This is a genomic window from Ruegeria sp. J8 (genome assembly GCF_056531925.1).
Window position 1 is genome coordinate 306,028 of record NZ_JBQFMR010000002.1, and the last position, 25,475, is coordinate 331,502.

Here is a 25,475-nt window from a genome sequence, read left to right on the forward strand (position 1 = left end):
GTTGTTCTCAAAAGCGGGAAATCAGGCGCGGGCGTCGCCCACCAGTTTCCACAGGCCAGGGATCAGCAGCGCCGCCAGCGCCAGTTTGATCGCATCACCCACCAGGAACGGCGTCAGGCCCCAGGCCAGGATCGGCTGATCCCAACCATACAGCTGACCCAGCCAAAGCAGGCCGGGAACGTAGATCAACACATTGGCCAGAACCAGCGCCAGGGCCAGCTTGCCAACCGAGCGGTCCCAGCCGCGCGCGGCCAGAGCACCCAGAGCCAGGGTCGCCAGCACGTAACCCACCAGATAGCCGCCTGTGCCACCCATCATGTAAGTCAGCCCGAATTTCTCGGCCGACGAACCGGCGAACACATCAAAGCCCAGCGCGCCGATCAGCAGGTAACCCAGCATAGTCACCAAACCCAGACGCGCGCCATAGGCGGTGCCAATGGTCAGAACGGCAAAGGTGCCCATGGTGATCGGAACCGGCCACATCGGCACTTTGATTTTCGCGGCAACGGCCAAAGCAACGATGCCCAGCGCAACCAGGATCACTTGTTTGACGCGCAGCGCCGTACCTTCGCGCGGTCCAAACGCATTGGCCAGTACATTTGCATTCATCTTCACTTCTCCCCAAATCGGATCGGAATTCTGCGACAGCAATGCCCAATCCGGCCGCTCACTTCAAGGTGATTACGCTACCTTAGCACGTATTCCGTGTCCATTTCGTAGGATTTTCGTGGCCCGGAGACGATCCAGCGTACGCTCCATCGCGGCCAGGACGAGAAATCGTAGATAGCGTCATAGCTGTCTGGCGCGCAATCATGGTGATCCGACGTCTGCGGAACCCCCAGATTCAAACGGTGGAAATACCGCCCGTCGTCAAGAAAGACTGCTACGTCGTCGCGGTCCGCACGCCAAAGGTAGCGCCGGGCGCCTTTCACCTCAGCCTGGCCGGGTATGCGCAAAACCACTTCTTCGTCATAGATCAGACCGTCATCAGCAAGACGCAGATACGCCATCCCATCCGCCTGCACCACCTGCCCCGCTCTTGCGTCGCGGATGGTGCGCGTCAGGCCCCAGCAGCCTTCGAAATCGGACAGGCTGTTCGGAGCGATCATTCCGGCAGATACCCGTCCGTGATCCCGCCCCTGTCGTCGATGAACCGAATGATTACCCCGCTTTGCAAAACGTCATAGCAGGCCCAAAGCCCGGATGGTGGCCAGGTCGAGCAATACTGGTCTCCGCGAACCGCCCACCGTCCACTGCTGGGCCGACCCGAGAAATACTGCGTGGCCCCGCTTGCATAGAAGGTTTGCCAGACGCCTTCGCCATAGCTGAGTTTCTGTCCCGTCAAGGTCGACACGATTTCATCCCCGGTCAGTGGCCAAAACTCGGTCGCGGCCGCAAAGCCGGGCCAAAGGGTTAAAATCAGGGCAAACCGTCTCATCTGCGCACTCGCACCTTGTTCCTAAGGCAGGTCGGGTTTAAACCGCGCCGCAACGCCTCCTGCCAAATCACAATAAGGTGCCGCTGCCAATGATTCCACGTTATTCCCGCCCCGAGATGGTTGCCATCTGGTCGCCCGAAAGCAAGTTCCGCATCTGGTACGAGATCGAAGCCCATGCCTGTGACGCCATGGCCGATCTGGGCGTGATCCCGCGCGAAAACGCCGAGGCAGTGTGGAAAGCCAAGGATGTGGAGTTCGACGTAGCACGGATTGATGAAATCGAAGCCGTCACCAAACATGACGTCATCGCCTTTCTGACCCACTTGGCCGAACACGTCGGCAGTGAAGAGGCACGCTTTGTGCATCAGGGCATGACCTCGTCCGACGTGCTGGACACCTGCCTGAACGTACAATTGACCCGCGCTGCCGACCTGCTGATCGCCGATCTCGAAGGTCTGCTGGCCGCCCTGAAACGCCGCGCGATCGAACACAAGGACACTGTCCGCATCGGCCGCAGCCACGGCATCCATGCCGAGCCCACCACCATGGGTCTGACCTTTGCGCGTTTCTACGCAGAGATGGACCGCAATCTGTCTCGCATGCGCGACGCGCGGGCCGAGATCGCCACCGGCGCTATCAGCGGCGCGGTCGGCACCTTCGCCAATATCGACCCTGCGGTTGAAGAGCATGTCTGCGACAAACTTGGTCTGGTGCCCGAGCCGATCAGCACGCAGGTCATTCCGCGCGACCGTCACGCGGCCTTCTTTGCCACATTGGGCGTGATCGCCAGCAGCATCGAAAATATCGCTATCGAAATCCGCCATATGCAGCGGACCGAGGTTCTGGAAGGGGCCGAGTTCTTCTCGATGGGTCAAAAGGGCTCGTCAGCTATGCCGCACAAGAAAAACCCGGTGCTGACCGAGAACCTGACTGGTCTGGCGCGTATGGTGCGTGCGGCGGTGATCCCTGCGATGGAGAATGTGGCACTTTGGCACGAACGCGATATCTCGCATTCCTCGGTGGAACGCATGATCGGGCCGGACGCCACGATCACGTTGGACTTTGCGCTGGCCCGTCTAACAGGTGTGATCGACAAGATGCTGATCTTCCCTGAAAACATGCTGGAGAACATGAACAAATTCCCCGGTCTGGTCATGAGCCAACGGGTTTTGCTGGCTCTGACCCAAGCGGGTGTCAGCCGCGAAGACGCCTATGCCATGGTTCAGCGCAACGCTTTGAAGGTTTGGGAACACCGCACTGATTTCAAAGAAGAACTTCTGGCCGATGCCGATGTCATCGCCGCCCTCAGCCCCGCGGAGATCGAAGAGAAATTCGACCTTGGCTATCACACCAAGCACGTAGACACGATTTTCGCGCGCGTGTTTGGCGAGGAATAAAGCCTAACGCACTAAACAAGGCCCGGACCGTATAGGCGGATTCGGGCCTTGTCCTTTTGTCAGGTTGCTCAAATTCGGATATGATGGGGTCGTTGTTCAGAACAGGAGACCCACCATGACCCGTACTCTTCTATGCGCATTGGCTCTGACCTGCTCTGCCTCGATCGCGATGGCCTGCAGCGGACATTCCAAGCAAACGCAATCCTGCGCGCCGGGCACCCAATGGGACTATGAGACCCAGAGCTGTACCAAAACCGTGAACAGCTAAGAAAATATTTCCTACTCGTGAATAAAAGCGAGCCGCCGATTGTTCGTCTTTTATCGGATCGCGCTATGCTTGATCAGAGCAGCCCAGAGAACGGAGTAGGAAAATGCGCCTAGTACTAGCCTCAGCAATTGCCCTGCAGGCATTCGCTTTCGCCCCAGTTGCCCACGCCGCTGGCGGTGGGGACAGCAGCCCGCCTAAACCGACGAACACGACCAAGAAGTGTCTGTTCGGTCGGGTCTATGACAAGGACGCCGGGCGCTGTGTGAAACCGAACAAAACAAATTTCACTCAGGACGAACTTTATGGCGCGGTGCGTGAGCTTGCCTATGACGGGCAGTTGGAAAACGCGCAGGACGTCCTTCGGATCATGGATCAGGATGATGACCGTGTTCTGACCTATTGGGGCTTTACCTTCCGAAAGCTGGGCGATCTGGAACAGGCCAATCTGTTCTATCAGGACGCTATCAGGGTCAATCCCGACAATATTCTGGCGCGCTCGTACATGGCACAAGGCTATGTCGCCGAAGGTCGCACCGATCTGGCCATCGAGCAATGGCGCGAGATCAAGGCGCGCGGTGGTGAAGGCACCTGGGCCGAGGCGTCTCTGCGCGAGGCAATCCGCACGGGGCTGACCTTCAACTACTAAGCTTCAGGTTTTTTTTACCCGAGTCTCCCTATTCTGCCCGTGGATCAGAATGATGGCACCGCAGGCAGATGCAGGACTCACACACATTGGTACAAATGGCGCCGGGGGCTTCGGCCCCCATTGCCGACAAAGAACAAGAAGCGCCGCGCGTGGTTCCACGCGCGCTGAGCAATCGACAAAAGGCGGCAGTGGTCGTACGGCTTTTGTTAAATGACGGCGCGGATATCCCGCTTGAGGATCTTCCCGATGACTTGCAGGAAAAGCTGACCCACCAACTGGGGCAGATGGGTCTGGTGGACCGGGTGACGCTGGACGCTGTGGCCGCTGAATTTGCCGAAGCGCTGGACAGTGTCGGGCTTTCCTTTCCGCACGGACTTGCGGGTGCGCTGGATGCTGTGAACGGCAAAATCGCTCCGGCCACCGCCGCGCGGCTGCGCAAAGTCGCAGGGGTGCGTCAAGTCGGCGATCCCTGGCAGCGCCTGCGCGAAGTCCCGACCGAGGATCTGGCCGACATGGCGCAGGCCGAAAGTATCGAGGTCGCGGCAGTGATGCTTTCGAAGCTGGAAACCGCGAAGGCCGCGCAGCTATTGGGCCACCTGCCCGGCCCTGTGGCGCGACGGATCACCTATGCGGTGTCGAAAACCGCCAATGTCACACCCGAGGCAGTAGACCGGATCGGATGGTCGCTGGCCGCGCAACTGGATCAACGCCCGACCATGGCATTCACAGATGGCCCCGGTGCGCGCGTGGGGGCCATCCTCAACCAATCCGCCGCCTCGACCCGCGACGGGTTGCTTAGCGCTCTGGATGAGGAGGATTCGGATTTCGCCAGTGTCGTACGCCGGTCCATCTTTACATTCGCCCATGTCCCAACGCGCATCCTGCCGCGCGACGTACCCGCTATCCTTCGGGGCGTGGATCAACCGGTTCTGGTCACAGCGCTCGCCGGTGCCGAGACCGAGGACGACAAGACAACGGTTGAATTTCTTCTGACCAACATGTCCTCGCGCATGGCCGACAATCTGCGCGAGGAAATGACCGAACGCGGCAAGGTCAAACAAGCTGAGGCGGAAGAGGCCATGACCCAGATCGTTGGCGCAATCCGCGATCTGGTGGATGGCGGCGCGATAACCCTTGTCGAAGAAGAGGCCGAGGAATAACGAGACGCCTCCGTGCCCTTGTAACCCATTCAGAACGCTTGTGGTCACTCGGTCGGGGTTGTATGTCTGGCCCGGCAACGCCCGCAATAGCCGCCGAGAGCCACAGATGCCCGTAGAAAAGTCAGAACTCAGCCGGATTGAGCTTGGCAAATATTACGTGACCGGCCTGTTCCTAAAAGGGTTGATTGGCGCGATGCGCCTGCTGCCCTATGAGCGCCGCATTGCGACAATGGGCGCATTGGTCCGCACGCTTGCGCCTGTGGTGGGGTTTTCGAAACGCGTGCGCAACAACCTGAAGCTGACCTGCCCCGACCTGCCCGAGGATGAAGTCAATCGCATCTGCCGGGCCGTCCCCGACAATGCTGGCCGTGCGATTATGGAACATTTCTCGCCCGAAGGGTTTACGGATCGACAGCGCCACGCAAAGGTTTCGGGTCCTGGTATCGCAGCGTTTGACGCCGCCGTGGCCGAGGGCAAGCCGGTGATGATGATCACCGCCCATTTCGGCCACTACCTTGCGGCGCGCATCGCGCTACAGGAACGCAGCGGCGAACCGATCGGTTGCCTCTATCGCCGGATGGCAAACCCCTATTTCAACGACATGTATGTCGACGCCTTTTACAAAACCGGCGCGCCGATGTTTGAACAGGGCCGCCGCGGCATGGTTGAGATGGTGCGCGCCCTGAAAAAGGGTGGGATCATCGCCATCGTATCGGACCTGCATGCCCATGGCGGCGAAGAGCTGACCTATTTCGGCAAACCCGCCGTGACCTCGGTTCTGAATGCCGAGCTTGCGATGAAGTACAAGGCGGTGTTGATCCCTTGCTATGCCGTGCGCCAGCCCAACGGTATCGACTTTGAGATCGTCCTGCACGACCCCGTCCCCCATACCGACCCCAAGACCATGACCCAGTTCACCAATGACGATCTTGAGGCGATGGTGCGCAAAAACATGGGCCAGTGGTTCTGGATTCACCGCCGCTGGAAAGCTTGGAATGGGCTGGGTGTTCAGCCGGAAGACATGGTTTAATGGGCGGTCGACCTATTTGACCCGCGCAGCGGCCACGATCGGGCCATGACCCGCCTCTTGAACCAGCACAACCGCAGGCAGGTCCGAAGTCAGCGCAACCGAATATTGCTGTGCCTGGTTGCCATCCCAGGATCCCGCCCAATGCCAGGATTCCACCACATTGGCATAGTCCAGCTCATGCCCTGCCAATTCCCCTCGGCGGATCGAGGCATGGCGCATCGGTGAATACTCCACCACCCGAATCTCATAGGTCGCCCCTTCGGGCAGTTCGATCGGCGTGACATCCACCGTGACATCATTCGCCGCCCGTGTTGCTGAGACCGATGCCTCTGGCGCAGCTTTCAGATGGGCGTCGATGATGCGATTTAGTTCATCAGCCTTGGCGCCCACAACATCCTGCTGCCCGTTGATCACCATCTGCGGCGTATAGATCATCGACCGCCCGCCCCCACGCGCATAGGCGCGCTGCCGGGTGGTGTGATCGGGATTGGCATATTCATCTTCCCATCCGATATAGTCCCAATAGTCCACGTGCAGCGCCAAGCCGATAACGTCGTCGCGCTTGGCAAGCTCATGCATCAGCTTGTCTGCAGGGGGACAGGAAGAACACCCCTGAGACGTGAACAACTCCACAACCACCGGGTCACTTTCCGCCATCGAAGACGAGGCAAGAAACAGGGAAACAAGCGCGGTCGCAGTAACGGTTCTGATCATGGGGCTCTCGGGATTTGTGGGATGCGAGACAGGTGTACATCTATCGCCGCTCAACCTCCAATCAAGGTTTCTTGAGAGCCGCGACAGCCAGATTTCAAAAAAATGTGTGCAATGGTATACAAAAATTGCCGCAGGTGGGCTGTTGGACCTTGAACCGGCGGCTTGGGTGATGCAGATACCCCTCAGCGAATCCCATATTCCACGTCATTTGAGAGGGAGGCCACTAGATGCCCATCAAAGTCGGACAGGATACCGCCAAGACACGCCGCAGCCTGAGCGTGAATGGCAAGTCCATTTCCTATTATTCCATCCCCGCCGCACAAGAGGCCGGTCTGGGTGATTTCTCAAACCTTCCCGCCGCGCTGAAAGTGGTGCTGGAGAACATGCTGCGGTTCGAGGATAACGGTTTCTCGGTCTCGGTCGACGACATCAAGGCCTTTGCCGAATGGGGCGCCAACGGCGGTAAGAACCCGCGCGAGATCGCTTATCGCCCTGCCCGCGTTTTGATGCAGGACTTCACCGGTGTTCCGGCGGTTGTCGATCTGGCCGCAATGCGTGACGGCATCAAAGGACTGGGCGGCGACGCACAGAAGATCAACCCACTGAACCCAGTTGATCTGGTCATCGACCACTCGGTCATGATTGACGAGTTTGGCAACCCGCGCGCGTTCCAGATGAATGTGGACCGCGAGTATGAGCGCAACATGGAACGCTACCAGTTCCTGAAATGGGGCCAGAACGCCTTTAACAACTTCCGCGTTGTGCCGCCCGGAACCGGCATCTGTCACCAAGTGAACCTGGAATATCTGGCCCAGACAGTCTGGACTGACACCGATCAGGACGGCAACGAAGTCGCCTACCCTGACACGCTGGTCGGCACCGACAGCCACACTACCATGGTTAACGGCATGGCCGTACTGGGCTGGGGTGTTGGCGGGATCGAAGCCGAGGCCGCAATGCTGGGTCAGCCGATCTCGATGCTGATCCCAGAGGTTGTGGGCTTTGAGCTGACCGGCGATCTGGTCGAAGGCACTACCGGCACCGACCTGGTTCTGAAGGTCGTCGAGATGCTGCGTGAAAAAGGTGTTGTCGGCAAATTCGTCGAGTTCTACGGCGAAGGTTTGGATCGTCTGCCCCTGGCCGACCGCGCGACCATCGCCAACATGGCCCCCGAATACGGCGCGACCTGTGGCTTCTTCCCGATCGACGGCGAAACCCTGCGTTATCTGCGCAATACCGGTCGCGACGAAGACCGTATCGCGCTGGTTGAAGCCTACGCGAAAGAGAACGGCTTCTGGCGCGATGCGGACTACGCACCGATCTATACCGACACCCTGTCGCTGGACATGGGCACCATCGTTCCTGCGATCTCGGGTCCAAAACGCCCGCAGGACTATGTTGCACTGACCGACGCCAAGGCCGCTTTCACCAAGGAAATGGAAGAGACTTTCAAGCGTCCCATGGGCAAGGAAGTCGTCGTCAACGGCGAGGACTACACCATGGAATCGGGCAAGGTCGTGATCGCCTCGATCACCTCCTGCACCAACACTTCAAACCCCTATGTGATGATCGGCGCGGGCCTTGTGGCGCGCAAAGCCGCGGCGCTGGGTTTGAACCGCAAACCTTGGGTCAAAACCTCGCTGGCTCCTGGGTCGCAGGTTGTGTCAGCCTATCTTGAGGCCGCTGGCCTGCAAGAAGATCTGGACAAGGTGGGCTTTAACCTCGTGGGTTATGGCTGCACCACCTGTATCGGTAACTCGGGACCCATCCAAAAAGAACTGTCCGAGGCGATTGCCGAAGGCGACCTGGTCGCCACGTCGGTGCTGTCGGGCAACCGGAACTTCGAAGGACGAATCTCGCCTGACGTACGCGCCAACTATCTGGCCTCGCCGCCGTTGGTGGTGGTCTATGCGCTGGCAGGCACCATGGATATCGACCTGACGTCCGAGCCGATTGGTCAGGATCAGGACGGTAACGACGTCTTCATGAAGGACATCTGGCCATCGGCCCAGGAAGTCGCTGAACTGGTTGAACAGACCGTTACGCGTGAGGCGTTCCAATCGAAATATGCCGACGTCTTCAAGGGCGATGAAAAGTGGCAGGGTGTAGATGTTCCGCAGCAGGAAACCTATGATTGGCCCGCGACATCGACTTACATCCAGAACCCGCCCTATTTCCAAGGCATGGGGGCCGAGCCGGGTACGATTTCGAACATCGAAGGTGCCAAGGTATTGCTGATCCTGGGTGATATGATCACCACCGACCACATCTCACCGGCCGGTTCGTTTGCGACGACCACGCCTGCAGGCAAGTATCTGACCGACCGCCAGGTTCAGCCGCGCGAGTTCAACTCGTACGGGTCCCGCCGTGGCAACCACGAGATCATGATGCGCGGCACCTTCGCCAACATCCGCGTCAAGAACGAGATGCTGGACGGTGTCGAGGGCGGTTACACAAAAGGCCCCGATGGCGAACAGACCTCGGTCTATGAGGCATCGATGGCCTATCAGGAACAGGGCACCCCGCTGGTTGTCTTTGGTGGCGAACAGTACGGTGCGGGTTCTTCTCGTGACTGGGCGGCCAAGGGTACGGCTCTGCTGGGCGTCAAGGCCGTGATCGCCGAAAGCTTTGAGCGTATTCACCGCTCGAACCTGGTTGGCATGGGCGTCATTCCGTTTGAGTTCACCGGCGGTGACACACGCAAGTCGCTGGGTCTGAAAGGGGACGAAACGGTCTCGATCCACGGTCTGGACACGATCCAGCCGTTGCAAGAGGTGCCCTGCACCATCGTCTACGGCGATGGGTCCGAGAAGACCATCACCCTGAAGTGCCGCATCGATACCGCGCCCGAAATCGAGTATATCGAAAACGGTGGCGTACTGCATTACGTACTACGGAACCTTGCAAAGGCCGGATGACCGGAATTTGTGCGTATAGAATAAGAAAGGACGCCTAAGGGCGTCCTTTTGTTATTTGCGAGGCTCTGCCTCGCGCTCCGAGGTATTTTTGAACAGAAGAACGAGCGGGCTTTATTTGCCTGCAGCTTTTTCCAAGGCTGGGCGGATGGTGCCTTCGATCACGCGTTGGGTGATGGGTCCGGCAAAGCGCAGGATTATGGTGCCTTCGCCGTTGATGACATAGGTCTCGGGTACGCCGTAGACGCCCCAATCGAGGCCCATTCGGCCCTGTTCGTCGCGACCGATGCCAGTGTACGGATCGCCGAGTTCGGTCAGGAAGTCTTCGGCATTGTCCAGTTGGTCTTTGTAGTTGATGCCGTAAACCGGGATGCCTTCTTCGGACAGGGCCTGAAGGTTGGGGTGTTCCACTCGGCATGGGGCGCACCAGCTGGCCCAGTAATTGACCAGTTTGACATTTCCGTCGCGCAGCGTGGCGTCGTCGAAATTGGGTTTGCCCTGAAATTCGGTTAGGACAACCGGTGGCGCGGGCTGGCCTTCGCGGGCGGATGGCAGCGCGTTAGGATCGTCGCGGAACATGCCGATGCCGGCCAGAACGGCAAAGGCGCCAAAGATCAGCGGTGGCGCGATCATCAGAGGCGAGATTTTAGCCATTGCGGGTCATCCGTTCTTCGAGTTTTTCCATCTCGGTCCGAACCTTGCGGCCGCGCATCACGCTGAACAGGATCAGCGCTGTCAGAAGTCCGATTGAAACCACATAGGACCACAAGACCGTGTCGGCGTATTTTCCAAGATCGGGGATCATCCATTTACCCTTTCCCGTGCCAGCAACGCCTTGATCCGGCGCGCGCGAATTTCCGTACCCGTGCGGTAGAGCGCCAGCGCGATGAACAGTAGAACAAACCCGATGATGCACAGAAGCAGCGGGTAGAAATAGATGTTGCTGACTTTTTCCTCGGTATCCGCCCCGGTAATGGCAGCTGCACGCATCACCGATGCGCCTTGGTGCAGACCCTGATTCCAGAAATTCACCGCATAGCGGCTGAGGATCGCAAAAACCGAGCCCACCAGACACAGGACCGAGGTCAGGTCGGCGGCGGTGTCGGGGTCTTCGATCGCTTCCCACAGGGCGACATAGCCCAGATAAAACAGGAATAGAATTAGGAAGGAGGTCAGGCGCGGATCCCAGGCCCACCATGTGCCCCACATGGGTTGCCCCCAAATCGCGCCTGTCGCCAGTGCTATCAATGTCATTACGATGCCAATGGGAGCGGCTGCACGAGCCGCCAACGCACTGACATGATGGCGGCGAACCAGCCAGACAAGCGATGTCGCCAACATCATCAGCCAGCAATTGATCGCCATCAGCGCCGCCGGAACATGCAGGTAGATGATCTTGACGGTCGAGCCCTGTTTGTAATCATCCGGCGTGAAGAAGAATCCCCAGATCAGCCCCACCACGATGCACGCGATAGAGGTGATCCAGAAAAACGGCATCACCCGTTCGCTTGTCGCGAGGAATTTGCGCGGGTTGGCGTATTCCCAGAGGGCGTTGGCTTTGGCTGCGATAGACATGGGCCTTATCTAGTCCGAGTCGGGTTCATTCTCAATTGACCTTGGTCAAAGTTTGAGCACGTCACCGAAGGTTGATACGCAAAACGGCAGCGCTGGCAAAGGGCAGCATCGCGATTGTGGCGGCGGTGATCCCGGCCAGCATGAGCAGCGGGGTTTGGGTTTCCATCCCCGTGGCGCCACGGCGCGCCACCTCGGCGCCGAATATCAGCGTGGGGACGTATAGCGGCAGGACCAGCAGCGACAGCAGCAAGCCGCCGCGTTTCAGGCCGACGGTCAGGGCTGCGCCGAAGGTGCCGATGACGCTCATGGCGGGGGTGCCGATCAGCAGCGAGATCACCAGCCACGAAAAGCCCGGCACCGGCAGATTCAGCAGCACGCCCAGAAACGGCGCGGCCAGAACCAGTGGTAAGCCTGTGGTCAGCCAGTGCGCAAGCGCCTTGATCGTAACCACGGCTTCCAGCGGCAGCGGTGCCGTGGCCAGCAGGTCGAGCGATCCGTCCTCCCAATCCAGCGCTAACAGGCGGTCGAGCGACAGCAGGCAGGCCAGCAGTGCGCCCAGCCAAAGCACACCAGGCGCGATAGTCGAAAGCAGAGAGGATTGCGGCCCGACCGAGAATGGCACCAGCACGGTCACGATCAGGAAGAAAGCCAGCCCAAGGCCGAAGCCCCCTCCGGCGCGGAAGGCCAGTTTCAGGTCGCGCAGCAGCAAGGCGATCACAGGAAGCCTCCGTCGAAATCGTCGATGGGTTTGGGTTTGGCCTTGTTGGGGCCGACATCCAGAACCTCACCGTCAAGGCCCAGGTCGATATGAGTGGCGATCAGGGCTGATCCCCCCTGCCCCAGATGCGCGCGCACGGCGTCGGCGAACATTTTCACTGCGTTCTGGTCCAGCGAGACGGTGGGTTCGTCCAGCATCCAGATCGGTCGCCCTGTAACCAGCATCCGCGCCAGCCCCAGCCGCCGTTTCTGTCCCGCCGACAGGTTGCCTGCGTGGCGGTCGGCCAGATCATTCAGAGCAAAGGCGTCCAGCGCCGGTTGTATGCCTTGCGTGCCAAAGACCGAGGCCCAGAAACTAAGATTTTCGACAACCGTTAGCGTGGGTTTCAGCCCGTCGGAATGTGAGGCATAGGCGATCTGATCCTCGGCCCCTTCGATGCGGCCATGCAGCGGCGGTTGTAACCCGGCCAGCGTGCGCAGAAGGGTTGTTTTGCCGATCCCATTGGGACCGCGCAGGATCAGCGCTTTGCCTGCGGGCAATGAAAAGCTGAGCCCTTCGAGCACGGGAATGCCGCCACGGGTGATGGCCAGATCGGTCACGGTCAGTGTCATAGCGCTCGCTTAGCGGATTGTGGGGGCGGACAAAAGGTCGGAATTGACGCAGAGCTTTAGACGGAACGCGATGTGGTTGGGGTGGGAGTGAGGGGCCAGCCCCTCACGCTCCCCGGGATATTTTTGGCCAGATTAAGGGGGATCCCTCAGACCGGAAGCGCGGCAAGGGCGATGCGGCGACCTTCGGAGAGCAGTACGTTGTAGGTTCGGCAGGCGGCGGGGGAATTCATGATCTCGACCCCGATACCCGCATCTTCAAGCGTGTTACGCAGTTTGGCGGGAATATGTGCCAGCTCTGCCCCGGTGCCGATGAACAGGACGTCAATGTTGGCGGCAAGATCGAGGAGCGGTTGGGCATCCTCATAGCCCCGCCATTCCGAGGTGCCGGTTGGGCCGGTGAGAACCGCGCCGTGAAAGAGCGCGCCGCCCACGCGGAAGAAACCGGGGCCGTAGCCATCGACAGGGGTGGCGTTGGTATAGGTGATCTCGTTCAGGCGCATGGGTGCGTTCTAGCCCCAAAGTGGTAGGCCCGACAAGGCCGCAACGGCAATCACCAGATACGCGGCAGCGCGGTAGAGCCTTTCGTGTTCGGGACGGAACAGTTTGCCGCCCAGCCAATTGCCGATCAGGTTTGGCACAGCAAGCAGCAACCCCAGAAGCGCGGCCATTCCGGTCACCCGCCCCATACCTGTGAGGTACCCCAGTAGCAGAAAGTCGAAGGCAAATAGGAATAGTAGAATGGTGGCGCGGATGACCGTCACTTGCAGTGGCCGGGACATGTAGAACAGTATGACCGCTGGACCAGGCAGGCCTGCCACGCCTCCAAGAAATCCTGCAGCGCAGCCGATGCCGACCACCATCGTGCGGCTGACATAGCCGTGATAGCGCAGACCTAGGATCAGGACCACCAGCATCGCGATCGACAGGAGGCTAACCGCGTACCGAAAGACATTCACGTCGACCTGCGTCAAAATCCAAAGCCCAAGTGGCAGGATTAGGGCGCACCCGGCCACCAGCCGGATCAGGTCGCCCCGGTCAACCTCGCGCCACGCACGGCGCAGGTTGGGGAGCGGACCGAAGATATCCATGATGGTCAGCCCAATCAGCGCGCCGAACGGGCCCAGAAAAGGCGTTGCGATAGGCAGGAAGATCAGCGCCGTGCCAAAGCCGGAAAACCCACGCACGATGCCGCTGAGGAAGGCAGCGCATAGAATAATGGCCAGCCCTGTGGGGGACTGGCCAAAAAGATCAGGCGTCGATGTTTGCAAACTGGTTGCCCGCCGTGTTCGACGGTTTGGACCAGTCGCGTTTGACCCCCAGCCACAGCAGGATGGTCGAGGCCACAAAGACCGAAGAATACGTCCCGACGATCACGCCCCAGATCATCGCGAAGACGAAGCCACGGATGACGTCTCCGCCCAACACATAAAGCGAGATCAGCGCCAGCAGGGTTGTGACCGAGGTCATGACTGTCCGGCTGAGGGTCTCGTTGATCGAGATGTTGAGGACCTCTTTTAGGTCTTTCTTTTTGTATTTGCGCAGGTTCTCACGCACCCGGTCAAAGACAACCACCGTGTCGTTCAGCGAATAGCCCACGATGGTCAGCAGCGCAGCTATGATCGCCAGATCGAACCGGATTTGCAGTTCCGAGAAGATGCCGATGGTCAGGATCACGTCATGCACAAGCGCGGCCACCGCCCCCAGGGCAAACTGCCATTCGAACCGAAGCCAGATATAGACCAGCACGGCCCCAATCGCGAGGACAACGGCGATCACGGCGGTCTGGATCAGCTCACCCGAAACCTTGGGACCGACGGATTCAACGGACACAAATTGGATATCGGGGGCTGCCGCCTTCAATGCCTCTTCCACAGCCGATACTGTTGCGGCCGAGACGGCTTCGGCTTCCGCCTGCGCCTGAATGCGGATCATGGCGACGTTTTCGTCCTCGTCAAAGGTCGGGTCGAAAATCTCGGTGATTGTGACATCGCCCAGTTCAAGCGGAGCGATGGCGTCGCGATAGGCACCCACGTCGATCTCTTGCGCCGATTGGGTGCGGATCGTGGTGCCGCCCCGGAAGTCGATGCCGAAATTCAGGCCCTGCAACATGAAGGACGTAAAGGCCAAGACCATCATCAAGCCGGAAATACCCAGCCAAACCTTCCAGCGACTGAAGAAATCGAACGAGGTTTCTTGAGGGACAAGTTTCAGTCTCATGATCAAACCTCGATCGTTTTCGGGCGGCGGCGTTCGAACCAAATCACGATCATCAGGCGCGTCACGAAGATCGCGGTGAAGACCGAGGTGAGGATGCCCAGACCCAGAGTGATGGCAAAGCCCCGCACCGGTCCGCTGCCCATGGCAAACAGGATTGTCGCCGTGATGAATGTGGTGACGTTCGCGTCCAGAATGGCCGACAGTGCCTTTTCATAACCCAGCTCAATTGCACGGGCCGGACCTCGGGCGGATTTCAGTTCCTCGCGGATACGTTCAAAGATCAGCACGTTGGCGTCCACCGCCATGCCGACTGTCAGCACGATCCCCGCGATCCCCGGCAAGGTCAGCGTCGCCCCGATTAGTGATAGAAGACCAAACAGCAGTCCGACGTTCAGGATCAGCGCGATATTGGCGAAGATACCGAACAAACCATAGCTGAGCGCCATGAAGACCAGGACAGCAACAAAGGCCACGATGGTGGCCACCTTGCCTGCGTCGATACTGTCTTGTCCCAGCTCGGGGCCGATCGTGCGTTCTTCAAGGAACTCCAGCCCTGCCGGCAGCGCACCTGCGCGCAGCAGGACGGCCAGATTGGTGCTTTCCTCAACCGTGAAATTGCCGGTGATGATGCCCGAACCACCCGGAATATGGCTTTGGATCACCGGGGCCGAGATCACTTCGTCATCAAGCACAATCGCAAAAGGCGCGCCGATGTTCTCCAGCGTGTAGTCGCCGAATTTGCGGGCACCGGACGTGTTAAAGCGGAAATTGACCGCAGGGCGGCCGTTCTGGTCGAACGCGGGTTGGGCGTCGACCAGTTCCTCACCCGTCACAACGGGGGCGGATTCCAGAATGTAGTACACACCGTCTTCATCAAGCGAAGGGACGACCTCTTGCCCGATGCCCGGCGCGGTATCCGCATCGGTCGTGCGGCCAGCAACCGGATTGAAGGTCAGTTGCGCAGTGGTTCCGATGATCTCTTTCAGCTCGCCCGCGCTGCCGATGCCAGGCACCTGGATCAGAATACGATCCGCGCCCTGGCGTTGAATGGTGGGTTCACGCGTGCCGACCTCGTCGATACGACGGCGGATGATCTCAAGCGACTGTCGAACGGTGCGATCGTCCGAGGCCAGCTTCTCGGCATCCGACAGTTGCACGACGATGGTGTCGCCTTCGGAGCGGGCTTCGATATCAGTGGCCCCTACCCCGGACAGCGTCTGCACCTGACGGGCCAGACCACGCACGACTTCCAGCGCGCGCGCCATGCCTTCGGGCTGACTGATACGCACCCGAATCTCATCGGGGGCCGAGTTCTGACGGCGGATGGTGCCTACGGTCGCCCGCTCATCCCGCAGCGCGTCGCGGATTTCAGGCCACATGGCATCCATACGGGATTCGTAGACATCGCTGACCTTAACCTCGGCCAGCAAGTGTGCACCGCCACGCAAGTCGAGGCCCAGATTGACCAAGGACGACGGCAACCAGTTTGGCCACTGCGCCGCTTCGGCCTGCATCTCGGGCGTGTCGATGCCAAGCTCGATCGCGGCCTTGGCATCGTTGGATTGTTCAACGCGCGTGTAAAACGCATTCGGCAGGGCCATCAGCAGGCCGGTCACGCAGACCAGCCAGATCAGAACCCGCTTCCAGGTATCAATGTGCAGCATTACCCTGCCTTTTCAAGGATTTGACGCGCGACGTTACTTCGCCGGTTCAGTCTTGTTCAGAACCTGCGCGATGGTCGATTTGACGACGCGAACCTTGACACCCTCGGCCAGTTCAACCTCGATCTCGTTCTCGCCTTCCTTGACCTTCGACACTTTGCCGATCAGGCCACCCTGCGTGACCACCTGATCACCCCGGCGCACAGCTTCGACCATGGCCTGATGTTCCTTCATCTTTTTCTGCTGAGGACGGATCAGCAGGAAATACATGATCGCAAAGATCAGGATCAGCGGGAGAAACTGGGCGATTGCGCCACCTTCCATGGGATATTCCTTTTGGTTTGGTGTTTGCGGAGGGCCCGCAAATTTTGCGAGAACCTATTCTTTGAACTGACTGTTTGCAAGGAATGGCGGTACAGGTTTTTGCACCGAAACTCAGATAATGCACAAAGATTTGGCCAAGCGTTGCAGTTAAGTCCTAGAAACAAGCGCTTGCGTCGATATAGTTGAACCGCGGGAGGTCCAATGGCGCACATTCATCTGAAACTGGGATTGCTACTTCAGATACTGGTCACGACCCTGTGGGTTGGCCTTTGTGCGGCGCCTGCTTCTGGTCAGGAAACTGTCGAAGCACCTGTCGAAAACGAAGAACAATCCGAGACCTTCAAAGCACCCGTTATCGTCGACGGCGATACTCTGTTTTTCTTACGTGGTTCCAGCGCACTACCAGCATCGGAACGCGCCGAAGCAGTACAGGAAAAAATAATAGAAGCGGCCGAAGCCTCAGATAACCTTGAAGTCACAATCACTTATGAGGATACTGAACTCGGTACACGCATACTGGTCGACGGACTTTCGGTATCGGTTGTGACGGTCGCCGACGCGGAACTGGAGCAGATTGAACTGGAAGTTCTCGGTTTTCTCCATGGCGAGGCCATTGAGCAAGCGATCCTGGCCTACAGGTCCAATCGAACTGATCAAGCGCGAGTTTCCGGAGCGATCGAAGCCACCGCATGGACAATAGGCTTTGGTATCTTTGTTGCCATCATCCTTTGGCTGCATCGCAGGATCAGACGCAAGACGCTGAAATTCGTACAACGGCATCTGAAGGACGTGGAAAACGCCACCGCAAAAAGCGTTCAGGCTGAAGCGATTGCCGCACTGGTTCGATATACCCTGAATTTCGTCCTGCTGGTGATCTTCTTTCTGGGTTTCTACTATTATCTGTCCTTCGTCCTACTCGCCTTTGCCGAAACACGGTACTTCGCGCAGCTTCTGCTGACTTACCTGACCGAGCCTGTTCTACTGATCTTTAAGGGCATCCTTAGTTACATCCCCAACTTGATCATGCTGGGTCTAATCAGCTGGGTCACGGTTTATATCATTCGGGGCATGCGAGTGTTCTTTGACGCTGTCGAGGCCGGGTCATTCGATCTGGGGGATTTTGAAAAACACTGGGTGAGCCCAACCTTCAACATCGCGCGCGTCGTCGTCATACTAATCGCGCTGGTCTTTGCCGTTCCTTACATTCCGGGATCAGATTCGGCTGCCTTTCAAGGCCTGACCATTCTGGTGGGCGCAATGCTGTCGCTGGGCGCAAACTCGGTCGTTTCAAACATGCTGGCGGGGCTGTTTGTGATCTATCGGCGCTCGACCTCGATTGGGGACCGCATCCAGATTGGCGATCACATTGGCGACGTGGTGCAGATCAAGCTGATGGAGACGCATCTGAAATCCATCAAGAACGAACTGATCTCGATCCCCAACGCGCAGTTGATGAACTCGGACGTGGTGAATTTTTCCAAGAAAACCGATGGCAGCGGGCTGTTACTGCACACCACTGTCGGCATCGGATATGAGGAACCGCCCGAGAAGATCGAAGCCATGCTGATCGAGGCCGCCCGCCGCACCAAGGGGATCAAGGCCAAGCCGGAACCCTTTGTTTTGTGGACTGCTTTGGCCGATTACGCGATCAATTACCAGATCAACGGCTATACTACGCGGGGCAGCATCATTCCAAAGATCCGTTCGGACCTGCACCGCAATATCGTGGCCGTGTTCAATGAGAACGGCGTACAGATCATGACGCCCTCTTACATGGCCGATCCGCCCGATCCGAAAATCCCCAGCGAAGACTGGGATGGCCATCTGGCGCATGAATCCCACGAGGACGCGGATAAGTCGTAACCGGTGCTACACCCTGCGGTTCAGATGGTGCATAAGCGGTCTCAGTGATTCACGCATTCAAGGATCTGAGACATGCACGACATCCGCGCCATTCGCGAAAACCCCGCCGCCTTCGACGCCGCCCTTGCGCGCCGTGGGGACGCGCCGGTGTCGTCGGACCTGCTTCGGCTGGACGAAAGCCGCCGTGCGAAAATTCTGGCAGCTGAGACCGCTCAGGCCGAACAGAACAAGGCCAGCAAAGAGGTCGGCGCCGCCAAAGCGCGCGGCGATGAGGCCGAGTTCGAACGTCTGCGCGGGCTAGTCGCCGAGAAAAAGGCCGAGATCGCCCAAATGCAGACCGAAGCCAAGGATCTGGACGCTCTGCTGACAGACCAGCTGATCCGCATCGCCAACCTGCCTGCCGAGGACGTGCCCGAAGGCGCGGATGAAAATGACAATGTCGAGGTCAATCGCTGGGGCACCCCACGCGAACTGGACTTTGCCCCGAAAGAGCATTTTGAGATCGACGCCGTGCAAAACGGCATGGATTTCGAGACCGCCGCGAAATTGTCCGGCTCGCGTTTTGTGCTGCTGTCCGGCGGCGTCGCACGCATCCACCGCGCGCTGGCGCAGTTCATGCTGGACACGCATATCAACGAGAACGACCTGACCGAGGTCAACGGCCCCGTTCTGGTTCTGTCGGAAATGATGCAGGGCACTGGGCAGCTGCCGAAATTCGGCGAAGACAGCTATCAGACGCGCGAAGGCTGGTGGCTGATCCCGACGTCCGAAGTCTCGCTAACCAATATCGTCAACGACACGCTGATCGAGGAAAACTACCTGCCCCGCCGCTATACCGCGCATTCGTTGTGCTTCCGGTCCGAGGCCGGTTCTGCCGGCAAAGATACGCGCGGGATGCTGCGTCAGCACCAGTTCGAGAAGGTCGAGATGGTCTCCGTCACACATCCGGACAATTCCGACGACGAGCAGAAGCGCATGTTGCGCTGCGCCGAAGGGATTCTGGAAAAGCTGGGCGTGCCCTATCGCACCGTGATCCTGTGTACCGGCGATATGGGCTTTGGCGCGCGCCGCACCTATGACATCGAAGCCTGGCTGCCCGGTCAGGATACGTACCGCGAGATCAGCTCGGTCTCGACCTGTGGAGACTTTCAGGCTCGTCGCATGAACGCACGCTTTCGTCCCGAAGGCGGGGGTAAGCCGGAATATGTCCACACGCTGAACGGCTCGGGTCTGGCGGTGGGGCGTTGCCTGATTGCAGTGCTGGAAAACGGCCAGAACGCCGACGGCACCGTCACCCTGCCCAAGGTGCTGGCTCCCTATCTTGGTGGCAAGCTGACACTGCAACTGGACGGCAGCTTGGCATAACAAAACCGGCGCGCCACAGCCGCCGGTTCGCAAATCTCAAAGGCGAGGAAGGGTTACTTCTTCGCCTTTTTCTTTTCTTTCTTCTTGTCTTTGTTCTTGTCGTCTTTTTTCTTCTTGTCCTTGGACTTGTCGTCCTTTTTGGACTTTTTGTCCTTCTTCGCCTTTGCCTTCACCTTGTCCTTGGCTTTCGAGAACACGGCCTCCATCTCGGCGCGTTTTTTGGCGGCCTTTTCCGCTTTGGCTTTGGCCTTGGCTTTTTTCCGTGCTTTGGCTGCGGCGGCATCTGCGGCTGCTTTTTCCTCGGCCGCTTTGCGGGCCGCCGCCTCAGCCGTTTTTTCGGCAGCGGCCACCGTCTTGCGCGCGACCGGTTTACGCGCCGCCGGTTTGCGCGTCGATGTTCGGCGTGCGGCTGGCTTGGTGGCAGCCGGCTTGACGGCTGGTTTGGTCGAAATCGCCTCATTCGCTGCAGCGATCAGCAGCGGCGCACGCGCGACACCAATTCGGGGGACCTTGACCAGATCGGCAGGGCTTGCCTTGGCGATGGCTTCTGCGGTTCTAAAACCGTTTGCCGTAAGCGCTTGTCCTAACGCTTCGCCCACACCTTTAACGTCGGTCACTGAGGTCATTCCTTGTCCTTTCTGTATCTCCAAGCAGATGTATATACACTGAATATACAGATCCGCAAGCCGTATGATCCCAGACCTAACTGCTATGGGCCAAGTTGGCTGTTTGTCGTTTCTTTGGGAACGGCACCAGGCGTTTGGCGTCTTCGTCCCACAGTTTGAGGTTCAATGCCGCCACCGCTTCGGGGAACTTGATCCGGCGCGGCGTGTATTCGGGCGGTAGGTTGTAGTGACATTCCCGCAGTCGGTAAGACGGGATACGCGCGTTGAAATGGTGGATGTCATGCAACGTAATGCAGGCCACCGCGTTGTCGAACCACCAACCGAAATCCAATGCGGACGACCCCTGCAAAGCCGCCAGTTTAGGGTCCAGGTCAGGACGCCGATCCCAATAGGTATCCTCAAAATTATGCTGGAGATATACAAGGAATACGCCCAGCATCCCACCCAACAAAGAGAAGACAAGCCACACCAGAATGCCGGTACTGCCCGCTATCAGGTACAGCAGCCCCAGAAACACGATGATAGACAGGTTGTGCAGAACGACACCGGTCACACCGAACCGCATCGTGTTCTTGGGCCAGCGATAACGGATGAAATAGGTGAACAATGCGCCCACTGGGACAAGGATGAACGGATTGCGGTAAAGGCGATAGAACAAACGGGTTTTCCAGTCCGCCTTAGTCCACTCGCGCACTGTCATCGTGTGAATTTCACCGGTTTCGCGATGTTCCAGGTTTCCGATTCCGGAATGGTGCAGATTGTGGTTCTGCTTCATCACTTCGAACGGGGCAAAGGTGAAAGGTGACAGCCCATGCCCGGCCCATTCATTTTGTAGACGTGTTTCGAAAAGGGAATGGTGGCCGCAATCGTGCTGCAAGACATACAGGCGCACGGCGGCAAATGCGAAAACAATCCCGGCGGGGACCATAATATACCAGCGATCCACATAAGCGATGGCCAGCGCAAGCGATGCAAAATACACCGCGAAAGTCCCAAAATAACTGAGAGCCGCCAGCCGGTTGTCCTGCACCGCATATTGTCGCGTGTATTCTCTTAGATCCATCCAGCCCGCCCCTCACGATGGCCCGGTTTAATATCAATTTGAAATTAAGCGTGGAATTCTCACATGCAACCCGCACGCGCGAAAACAAATGCACGCCAGTGAATGCTAGCGTGCAGTTTGGGGCCTGTCACGCCCCTCAGCCGAAAATGCTGCGATTTGGCGCGGTTACGCGCGCCCTTTGAGATGTTTGGCCAAAGCACCGGCGTTTTTCTTACGCCGTCCTTTGTAGGGGTTCTTGTCGCCCTGGCCGCGCAATGTCAGGCGGATGGGCGTACCGGGCATGTCAAAATCCTCGCGCAAGCCATTGATCAGATAGCGGTTATAGCTTTCGGGCATCTTGTCGGGATGCGAGCACATCACCACAAACCCCGGCGGGCGGGTTTTGGCTTGCGTCATATAGCGCAGCTTGATCCGGCGGCCCTGCGGTGCCGGCGGTGGGTGCTGTTCCAGCATCGCAGTCAGCCAGCGGTTCAGCGCAGCCGTGGGCACACGGCGATTCCACACATTATGCGCACGCAGGATGGCCGCACGCAGACGTTCCAGACCCCGGCCCGTCTTGGCGGACACCGTGATCAGAGGCGCGCCGCGCAGTTGCGGCAGCAGCCGTTCAAAGGATTCCTTGAGGTCGCGCAGTTTCTCCTGCTTGTCCTCTTCAATATCCCATTTGTTCACTGCGATGACGACCGCGCGACCTTCGCGTTCAGCCAGATCGGCGATACGCAGGTCTTGCTGCTCAAATGGAATTGCTGCATCCAGCAAAACCACCACGACCTCGGCGAACTTCACCGCGCGCAACCCGTCGGAAACCGAGAGCTTTTCAAGCTTTTCCTGCACCTTGGCCTTTTTGCGCATGCCTGCCGTGTCGAAAATCCGCATCGGCGTGCTGTCGCCATCCGGGTCGGCCCAGTCTACCCGAAGGCTGATCGCGTCGCGGGTGATCCCGGCCTCGGGGCCGGTTAGCAGACGATCTTCGCCCATGATCTTATTGATCAACGTAGATTTTCCCGCATTCGGGCGACCTACAACAGCCACCTGCAACGGCTTAGCTGCGGTGATCAGAGGGGTTTCGCCCTCACCATCCTCATCCAGTTCGATATCGGTCTGGGGAGCGTCATCGACGGCCTGCTCCTCGGCTGCATCAGCCAGAGGCATCAATTGGGTATACAGGTCCGTCATCCCCTCGCCATGCTCGCCCGACAGTCGGACGGGTTCGCCAAGGCCAAGGTTATACGCCTCAAGCACACCGGCATCGGCGGCTGAGCCTTCGGCCTTGTTCGCAGCAAGGATCACATGTTTCGAGCGTTTGCGCAGGATATCTGCAAAAAGCTCATCGGTCGGCGTCACGCCCACGCGTGCGTCTATCATGAACAGACAGACATCGGCCATGTCCACTGCACGTTCGGTCAGGCGACGCATCCGGCCCTGCAGGCTGTCATCGGTGGCGTCCTCAAGCCCGGCGGTATCAATCACGGTAAAACGCAGATCGGCCAGACGCCCTTCGCCCTCGCGCAGGTCGCGCGTCACGCCGGGCTGGTCGTCGACCAAGGCCAGACGTTTACCAACAAGGCGGTTGAAAAGGGTGGATTTGCCCACATTCGGGCGCCCCACGATGGCGAGGGTCAGTGACATGACATTCAACTTTCAAGACTCAGACGCGCCCTTTAGCGCATCTTTTCGTCAACGGAAAGCGTGTAGATCACCTTTGGTCGATACGACATACAAGGTCTGCCCCGCCACGACGGGTGCAGTGGTGGCCCCGCCGGGGACCTCGACCCGGTTGACCAGCGCGCCATCGACGGGATTAAAGAAGCGCAGGTAGCCATCATTCGAGGCGATTACGATGCGCCCTCCGGCCAGAATCGGGCCGTAATGAGCCACTATGGGACCACGACGGTTGGGTTTGTCCTTTACGAAGCCTGGCAAGTCCTGCGCCCAGACTACCTGACCAGTCGCTGCGTCCAGACGGATCAGCTGGCTGCGGTCGCTGACCTGGAAAATGCTGTTGCCCGCAGGCCAAACCGTATCAATTGCGCCTTCATCGGCGGTCCACTTTCGCTCACCGGAATCCGCGTCAAAGGCCACGGTGCGGCCCGAGTGGTTCCCAATATAAATCGTGTCACCCACCACCATCGGGCCACCGGTGACATCAACGATCTGCGCCGCCGCGCGTCCACGGCGCCCACCGGCCACCGAGGCGTTCCAGCGGCGGATGCCGCCACGACGGAACGTGGCCGACACATCGCCAGAGCCAAAGGCGAACACGGCAAATTCCTGCGCGATTACCGGAGCGGGCGCACCCAGGACGTTTCCGACGCTCGGCGTGGCTTGAATCTGCCAAGCGATCCGCCCGTCTTTGACATCCACGGCCCAGCCGGTCTCATCCCCGGCGACCAGATACAGCAAGCCGCCATTCACCAAAGGCGCGCCGCTGCCGGTGGCGTTCAACCGTTTCTGCCAGCGGGTTACGCCGGTTCTGGCATCCAGCGCGGTAAGGCGACCAAACCCAGATGACACATACAAAACACCATCAGCATAGGCCAAGCCACCGCCTGTGGCGTCCGCGTCGCCATCCTGTGCAGGGATCAGATTAACGCTCCAGACAGTTGCGCCTTGTGCGGATGTCGCGGTGACGTTGGCGCCAGAGTCCAGAGTGTAGATCAAACCGCCTGCTACGACAGGCTCGGCTGTGATGCGCTGTTTGCGCGAATCCCCCTTACCGATGGAATTCGACCATACCCGTTGCGGAGTCGCGCGCAATTGCGCATGCGTGGTGCGGAACGCCGCTGTGCCAGGACTTTGCGGCCAGGTTACATTAGCTTGCTGGGCCGGCAGGCTGATCGGTTTGGCTCCACGTGTCTCAACCGCCTCGGAATCCGCAGCGGGGCGGATATCCTCACGGGGGCCGACCAGGATCACCTCGGCTTCCTGACAGGCAGCCAGTACTGTCAAGGAAAGAACTGCGACCGACGCTCCGACGCGGGAAAATAGACTTGTTACCATGATGTTGCGCACTCGCCTGTCCAATATGTGTTCCGCCCCGGATTAGCCCTGCCGGGCTATCAGCGGTTCGGGTTCACCCCCAAGGGCTACAATCAGTTGCGCAGCACGCTGTTGCAGGTCAACACCGATCTCGGCATCTTGGCGCAGCGCTTGCAACCGCGCAATCGCCGCGTCGACATTGCCTTCAGACACATCCAGCAGCGCCAACTGCTCCTCCGCAAGCAAGCGCAGCGGCGCACCCGGCGCAGCCAAGGCTTCGAATTGCTGGCGTCTGTCTGCGATGGGCAGGCTATCCGCTTGCAGCAACAAGGCTTTAAAAGCCGCAATCGCCCGGTAGATCTCAGGCAGGTCCCCCTGCACCGCAATGGTGTTCAGACTTGCAACCGCATCCGCCTCGGACCCGGCTTCAACCTGGGACGCCGACAGCAACATATTCAGGACTGCATCTCCACCTGGCGCCGCCGCCTCAACCTCCGACAGGGAAGCAGCACGTTCCGCCGAGTCGTTCAACGCCAGAGCCGCTAGAATCGAGTCGCCCAGATCCTGGGCCTGTCCGGTTGCCCGCGCCTTACGCACCTCGTTGAAGGCCGCGCCGCCGACGATCAGAACCACGGCCAGCACACCGACCCAGCCCCAGCGCCGCAGCAGCAGGTAAAGACGGTCCCGGCGGACCTCTTCGGTCACCTCATCAATGAAACTGTCGGTGTCGCTCATCCCTGCCCTCCGGGGCTGTAATCCGTGGTGTATGGCGCCATGTCATAACCCGCCACATTTGCCAAGCCAAGGGTCCGAATTCGCACATTTCCCACTAGGCGGCACAGGCTTGCGGAAAAAAGTGAACCAAACTATTCAGTTTAGCGTGGAAAAGCTGCATAATCAGCCCC

Annotated in this window: 27 protein-coding genes; 8 read left to right on the forward strand and 19 right to left on the reverse strand. The window is 59.0% G+C overall.

The features are described 5' to 3' along the window. Positions 1-21: 21 nt before the first annotated feature. From ACR0L1_RS05025 to ACR0L1_RS05035, 3 genes are all read right to left on the reverse strand, one after another. Positions 22-609, reverse strand: coding sequence for a biotin transporter BioY (locus tag ACR0L1_RS05025; protein ID WP_170770450.1), 588 nt, complete (start codon positions 607-609; stop codon positions 22-24). Positions 610-686: 77 nt separating this feature from the next. Beyond that, positions 687-1,109: a DUF6314 family protein gene (locus ACR0L1_RS05030; protein ID WP_480857473.1), complete on the reverse strand. Its 423-nt coding sequence runs from the start codon at positions 1,107-1,109 to the stop codon at positions 687-689. Further along, positions 1,106-1,438, reverse strand: a complete 333-nt coding sequence (locus ACR0L1_RS05035; RefSeq protein WP_480857475.1) for a hypothetical protein — start codon at positions 1,436-1,438, stop codon at positions 1,106-1,108. The genes ACR0L1_RS05030 and ACR0L1_RS05035 overlap by 4 nt, the downstream gene beginning before the upstream one ends. Positions 1,439-1,527: 89 nt before the next feature. On the opposite strand from ACR0L1_RS05035, the gene purB reads away from it, so the two are divergent. The 5 genes from purB to ACR0L1_RS05060 all read left to right on the forward strand — a co-directional run bounded on the left by purB (position 1,528) and on the right by ACR0L1_RS05060 (position 5,939). After that, positions 1,528-2,835, forward strand: coding sequence for an adenylosuccinate lyase (gene purB, locus ACR0L1_RS05040; protein ID WP_480502578.1), 1,308 nt, complete (start codon positions 1,528-1,530; stop codon positions 2,833-2,835). A 115-nt stretch (positions 2,836-2,950) separates the two neighbouring features. Next, complete coding sequence (locus ACR0L1_RS05045; protein WP_170788837.1) at positions 2,951-3,103, forward strand: adenylosuccinate lyase; 153 nt, start codon at positions 2,951-2,953, stop codon at positions 3,101-3,103. Positions 3,104-3,206: 103 nt separating this feature from the next. After that, positions 3,207-3,749, forward strand: a complete 543-nt coding sequence (locus ACR0L1_RS05050; RefSeq protein WP_170788838.1) for a tetratricopeptide repeat protein — start codon at positions 3,207-3,209, stop codon at positions 3,747-3,749. Between the two features lie 95 nt (positions 3,750-3,844). After that, a complete protein-coding gene (locus tag ACR0L1_RS05055; protein WP_480502887.1) occupies positions 3,845-4,909 on the forward strand; it encodes a flagellar motor switch protein FliG in 1,065 nt (354 codons plus the stop codon). Between the two features lie 106 nt (positions 4,910-5,015). Beyond that, positions 5,016-5,939 carry a lysophospholipid acyltransferase family protein gene (locus tag ACR0L1_RS05060; protein ID WP_480502579.1) on the forward strand — a complete coding sequence of 308 codons (924 nt, stop codon included), beginning with the start codon at positions 5,016-5,018 and terminating at the stop codon, positions 5,937-5,939. Between the two features lie 12 nt (positions 5,940-5,951). Here the strand turns inward: ACR0L1_RS05060 and ACR0L1_RS05065 are convergent, their stop codons facing one another. Continuing rightward, positions 5,952-6,653 carry a DUF1223 domain-containing protein gene (locus ACR0L1_RS05065; protein WP_480502580.1) on the reverse strand — a complete coding sequence of 234 codons (702 nt, stop codon included), beginning with the start codon at positions 6,651-6,653 and terminating at the stop codon, positions 5,952-5,954. 227 nt (positions 6,654-6,880) lie between these two features. Here ACR0L1_RS05065 and acnA point away from each other — a divergent pair, with 227 nt between their 5' ends. Further along, positions 6,881-9,571: an aconitate hydratase AcnA gene (gene acnA, locus ACR0L1_RS05070; protein WP_170788841.1), complete on the forward strand. Its 2,691-nt coding sequence runs from the start codon at positions 6,881-6,883 to the stop codon at positions 9,569-9,571. 111 nt (positions 9,572-9,682) lie between these two features. Here acnA and ACR0L1_RS05075 read toward each other — a convergent pair whose 3' ends face one another. From ACR0L1_RS05075 to yajC, 10 genes are all read right to left on the reverse strand, one after another. After that, positions 9,683-10,222, reverse strand: coding sequence for a DsbE family thiol:disulfide interchange protein (locus tag ACR0L1_RS05075; RefSeq protein ID WP_480857478.1), 540 nt, complete (start codon positions 10,220-10,222; stop codon positions 9,683-9,685). After that, entirely contained in the window at positions 10,215-10,373 is a 159-nt protein-coding gene (ccmD, locus tag ACR0L1_RS05080) for a heme exporter protein CcmD (protein ID WP_170770430.1), read from the reverse strand. The genes ACR0L1_RS05075 and ccmD overlap by 8 nt, the downstream gene beginning before the upstream one ends. Continuing rightward, a complete protein-coding gene (locus tag ACR0L1_RS05085) occupies positions 10,370-11,143 on the reverse strand; it encodes a heme ABC transporter permease (RefSeq protein ID WP_170788843.1) in 774 nt (257 codons plus the stop codon). Before ACR0L1_RS05085 ends, ccmD begins: the two co-directional genes overlap by 4 nt. 61 nt (positions 11,144-11,204) lie before the next feature. Next, complete coding sequence (gene ccmB / locus ACR0L1_RS05090; RefSeq protein WP_480502583.1) at positions 11,205-11,861, reverse strand: heme exporter protein CcmB; 657 nt, start codon at positions 11,859-11,861, stop codon at positions 11,205-11,207. Beyond that, entirely contained in the window at positions 11,858-12,472 is a 615-nt protein-coding gene (ccmA, locus tag ACR0L1_RS05095; protein ID WP_170788845.1) for a heme ABC exporter ATP-binding protein CcmA, read from the reverse strand. Before ccmA ends, ccmB begins: the two co-directional genes overlap by 4 nt. Before the next feature lie 146 nt (positions 12,473-12,618). Then, on the reverse strand, positions 12,619-12,972 hold the full coding sequence (locus tag ACR0L1_RS05100; protein WP_170788846.1) for an Mth938-like domain-containing protein: 354 nt from the start codon (positions 12,970-12,972) through the stop codon (positions 12,619-12,621). Between the two features lie 9 nt (positions 12,973-12,981). Continuing rightward, positions 12,982-13,740, reverse strand: coding sequence for a TSUP family transporter (locus ACR0L1_RS05105; RefSeq protein WP_480857481.1), 759 nt, complete (start codon positions 13,738-13,740; stop codon positions 12,982-12,984). Further along, positions 13,721-14,689: a protein translocase subunit SecF gene (secF, locus tag ACR0L1_RS05110; protein WP_480857483.1), complete on the reverse strand. Its 969-nt coding sequence runs from the start codon at positions 14,687-14,689 to the stop codon at positions 13,721-13,723. The genes ACR0L1_RS05105 and secF overlap by 20 nt, the downstream gene beginning before the upstream one ends. A 2-nt stretch (positions 14,690-14,691) precedes the next feature. Beyond that, positions 14,692-16,353, reverse strand: coding sequence for a protein translocase subunit SecD (secD, locus tag ACR0L1_RS05115; RefSeq protein ID WP_480502588.1), 1,662 nt, complete (start codon positions 16,351-16,353; stop codon positions 14,692-14,694). Between the two features lie 33 nt (positions 16,354-16,386). Continuing rightward, a complete protein-coding gene (gene yajC, locus ACR0L1_RS05120) occupies positions 16,387-16,674 on the reverse strand; it encodes a preprotein translocase subunit YajC (RefSeq protein ID WP_170770420.1) in 288 nt (95 codons plus the stop codon). A 201-nt stretch (positions 16,675-16,875) separates the two neighbouring features. Between yajC and ACR0L1_RS05125 the strand changes: the two genes are divergently transcribed. Further along, positions 16,876-18,537: a mechanosensitive ion channel family protein gene (locus tag ACR0L1_RS05125; RefSeq protein WP_480857485.1), complete on the forward strand. Its 1,662-nt coding sequence runs from the start codon at positions 16,876-16,878 to the stop codon at positions 18,535-18,537. A gap of 72 nt (positions 18,538-18,609) precedes the next feature. After that, positions 18,610-19,902: a serine--tRNA ligase gene (serS, locus tag ACR0L1_RS05130; RefSeq protein WP_480857487.1), complete on the forward strand. Its 1,293-nt coding sequence runs from the start codon at positions 18,610-18,612 to the stop codon at positions 19,900-19,902. A 53-nt stretch (positions 19,903-19,955) separates the two neighbouring features. On the opposite strand, the gene ACR0L1_RS05135 is transcribed toward serS, so the two are convergent. From ACR0L1_RS05135 to ACR0L1_RS05155, 5 genes are all read right to left on the reverse strand, one after another. Then, positions 19,956-20,528 (reverse strand): helix-hairpin-helix domain-containing protein, encoded by a 573-nt coding sequence (locus tag ACR0L1_RS05135; RefSeq protein WP_480857489.1) that lies wholly within the window; start codon positions 20,526-20,528, stop codon positions 19,956-19,958. Between the two features lie 76 nt (positions 20,529-20,604). After that, a complete protein-coding gene (locus ACR0L1_RS05140; protein WP_170770413.1) occupies positions 20,605-21,591 on the reverse strand; it encodes a fatty acid desaturase in 987 nt (328 codons plus the stop codon). A gap of 165 nt (positions 21,592-21,756) precedes the next feature. After that, positions 21,757-23,220 (reverse strand): ribosome biogenesis GTPase Der, encoded by a 1,464-nt coding sequence (gene der, locus ACR0L1_RS05145; RefSeq protein WP_480502593.1) that lies wholly within the window; start codon positions 23,218-23,220, stop codon positions 21,757-21,759. Positions 23,221-23,268: 48 nt separating this feature from the next. Further along, entirely contained in the window at positions 23,269-24,591 is a 1,323-nt protein-coding gene (locus ACR0L1_RS05150; RefSeq protein WP_480857492.1) for a PQQ-like beta-propeller repeat protein, read from the reverse strand. Between the two features lie 42 nt (positions 24,592-24,633). After that, on the reverse strand, positions 24,634-25,305 hold the full coding sequence (locus tag ACR0L1_RS05155; protein ID WP_170770408.1) for a hypothetical protein: 672 nt from the start codon (positions 25,303-25,305) through the stop codon (positions 24,634-24,636). Positions 25,306-25,475 lie beyond the last annotated feature (170 nt).

Bases quoted from the DNA above. Each gene is read 5' to 3' on its own strand.
- ACR0L1_RS05025 (WP_170770450.1), bottom strand. From the start codon at position 609: ATGAATGCAAATGTACTGGCCAATGCGTTTGGACCGCGCGAAGGTACG.
- ACR0L1_RS05030 (WP_480857473.1), bottom strand. From the start codon at position 1,109: ATGATCGCTCCGAACAGCCTGTCCGATTTCGAAGGCTGCTGGGGCCTG.
- ACR0L1_RS05035 (WP_480857475.1), bottom strand. From the start codon at position 1,438: ATGAGACGGTTTGCCCTGATTTTAACCCTTTGGCCCGGCTTTGCGGCC.
- purB (WP_480502578.1), top strand. From the start codon at position 1,528: ATGATTCCACGTTATTCCCGCCCCGAGATGGTTGCCATCTGGTCGCCC.
- ACR0L1_RS05045 (WP_170788837.1), top strand. From the start codon at position 2,951: ATGACCCGTACTCTTCTATGCGCATTGGCTCTGACCTGCTCTGCCTCG.
- ACR0L1_RS05050 (WP_170788838.1), top strand. From the start codon at position 3,207: ATGCGCCTAGTACTAGCCTCAGCAATTGCCCTGCAGGCATTCGCTTTC.
- ACR0L1_RS05055 (WP_480502887.1), top strand. From the start codon at position 3,845: ATGGCGCCGGGGGCTTCGGCCCCCATTGCCGACAAAGAACAAGAAGCG.
- ACR0L1_RS05060 (WP_480502579.1), top strand. From the start codon at position 5,016: ATGCCCGTAGAAAAGTCAGAACTCAGCCGGATTGAGCTTGGCAAATAT.
- ACR0L1_RS05065 (WP_480502580.1), bottom strand. From the start codon at position 6,653: ATGATCAGAACCGTTACTGCGACCGCGCTTGTTTCCCTGTTTCTTGCC.
- acnA (WP_170788841.1), top strand. From the start codon at position 6,881: ATGCCCATCAAAGTCGGACAGGATACCGCCAAGACACGCCGCAGCCTG.
- ACR0L1_RS05075 (WP_480857478.1), bottom strand. From the start codon at position 10,222: ATGGCTAAAATCTCGCCTCTGATGATCGCGCCACCGCTGATCTTTGGC.
- ccmD (WP_170770430.1), bottom strand. From the start codon at position 10,373: ATGATCCCCGATCTTGGAAAATACGCCGACACGGTCTTGTGGTCCTAT.
- ACR0L1_RS05085 (WP_170788843.1), bottom strand. From the start codon at position 11,143: ATGTCTATCGCAGCCAAAGCCAACGCCCTCTGGGAATACGCCAACCCG.
- ccmA (WP_170788845.1), bottom strand. From the start codon at position 12,472: ATGACACTGACCGTGACCGATCTGGCCATCACCCGTGGCGGCATTCCC.
- ACR0L1_RS05100 (WP_170788846.1), bottom strand. From the start codon at position 12,972: ATGCGCCTGAACGAGATCACCTATACCAACGCCACCCCTGTCGATGGC.
- secF (WP_480857483.1), bottom strand. From the start codon at position 14,689: ATGAGACTGAAACTTGTCCCTCAAGAAACCTCGTTCGATTTCTTCAGT.
- secD (WP_480502588.1), bottom strand. From the start codon at position 16,353: ATGCTGCACATTGATACCTGGAAGCGGGTTCTGATCTGGCTGGTCTGC.
- yajC (WP_170770420.1), bottom strand. From the start codon at position 16,674: ATGGAAGGTGGCGCAATCGCCCAGTTTCTCCCGCTGATCCTGATCTTT.
- ACR0L1_RS05125 (WP_480857485.1), top strand. From the start codon at position 16,876: ATGGCGCACATTCATCTGAAACTGGGATTGCTACTTCAGATACTGGTC.
- serS (WP_480857487.1), top strand. From the start codon at position 18,610: ATGCACGACATCCGCGCCATTCGCGAAAACCCCGCCGCCTTCGACGCC.
- ACR0L1_RS05135 (WP_480857489.1), bottom strand. From the start codon at position 20,528: ATGACCTCAGTGACCGACGTTAAAGGTGTGGGCGAAGCGTTAGGACAA.
- ACR0L1_RS05140 (WP_170770413.1), bottom strand. From the start codon at position 21,591: ATGGATCTAAGAGAATACACGCGACAATATGCGGTGCAGGACAACCGG.
- der (WP_480502593.1), bottom strand. From the start codon at position 23,220: ATGTCACTGACCCTCGCCATCGTGGGGCGCCCGAATGTGGGCAAATCC.
- ACR0L1_RS05150 (WP_480857492.1), bottom strand. From the start codon at position 24,591: ATGGTAACAAGTCTATTTTCCCGCGTCGGAGCGTCGGTCGCAGTTCTT.
- ACR0L1_RS05155 (WP_170770408.1), bottom strand. From the start codon at position 25,305: ATGAGCGACACCGACAGTTTCATTGATGAGGTGACCGAAGAGGTCCGC.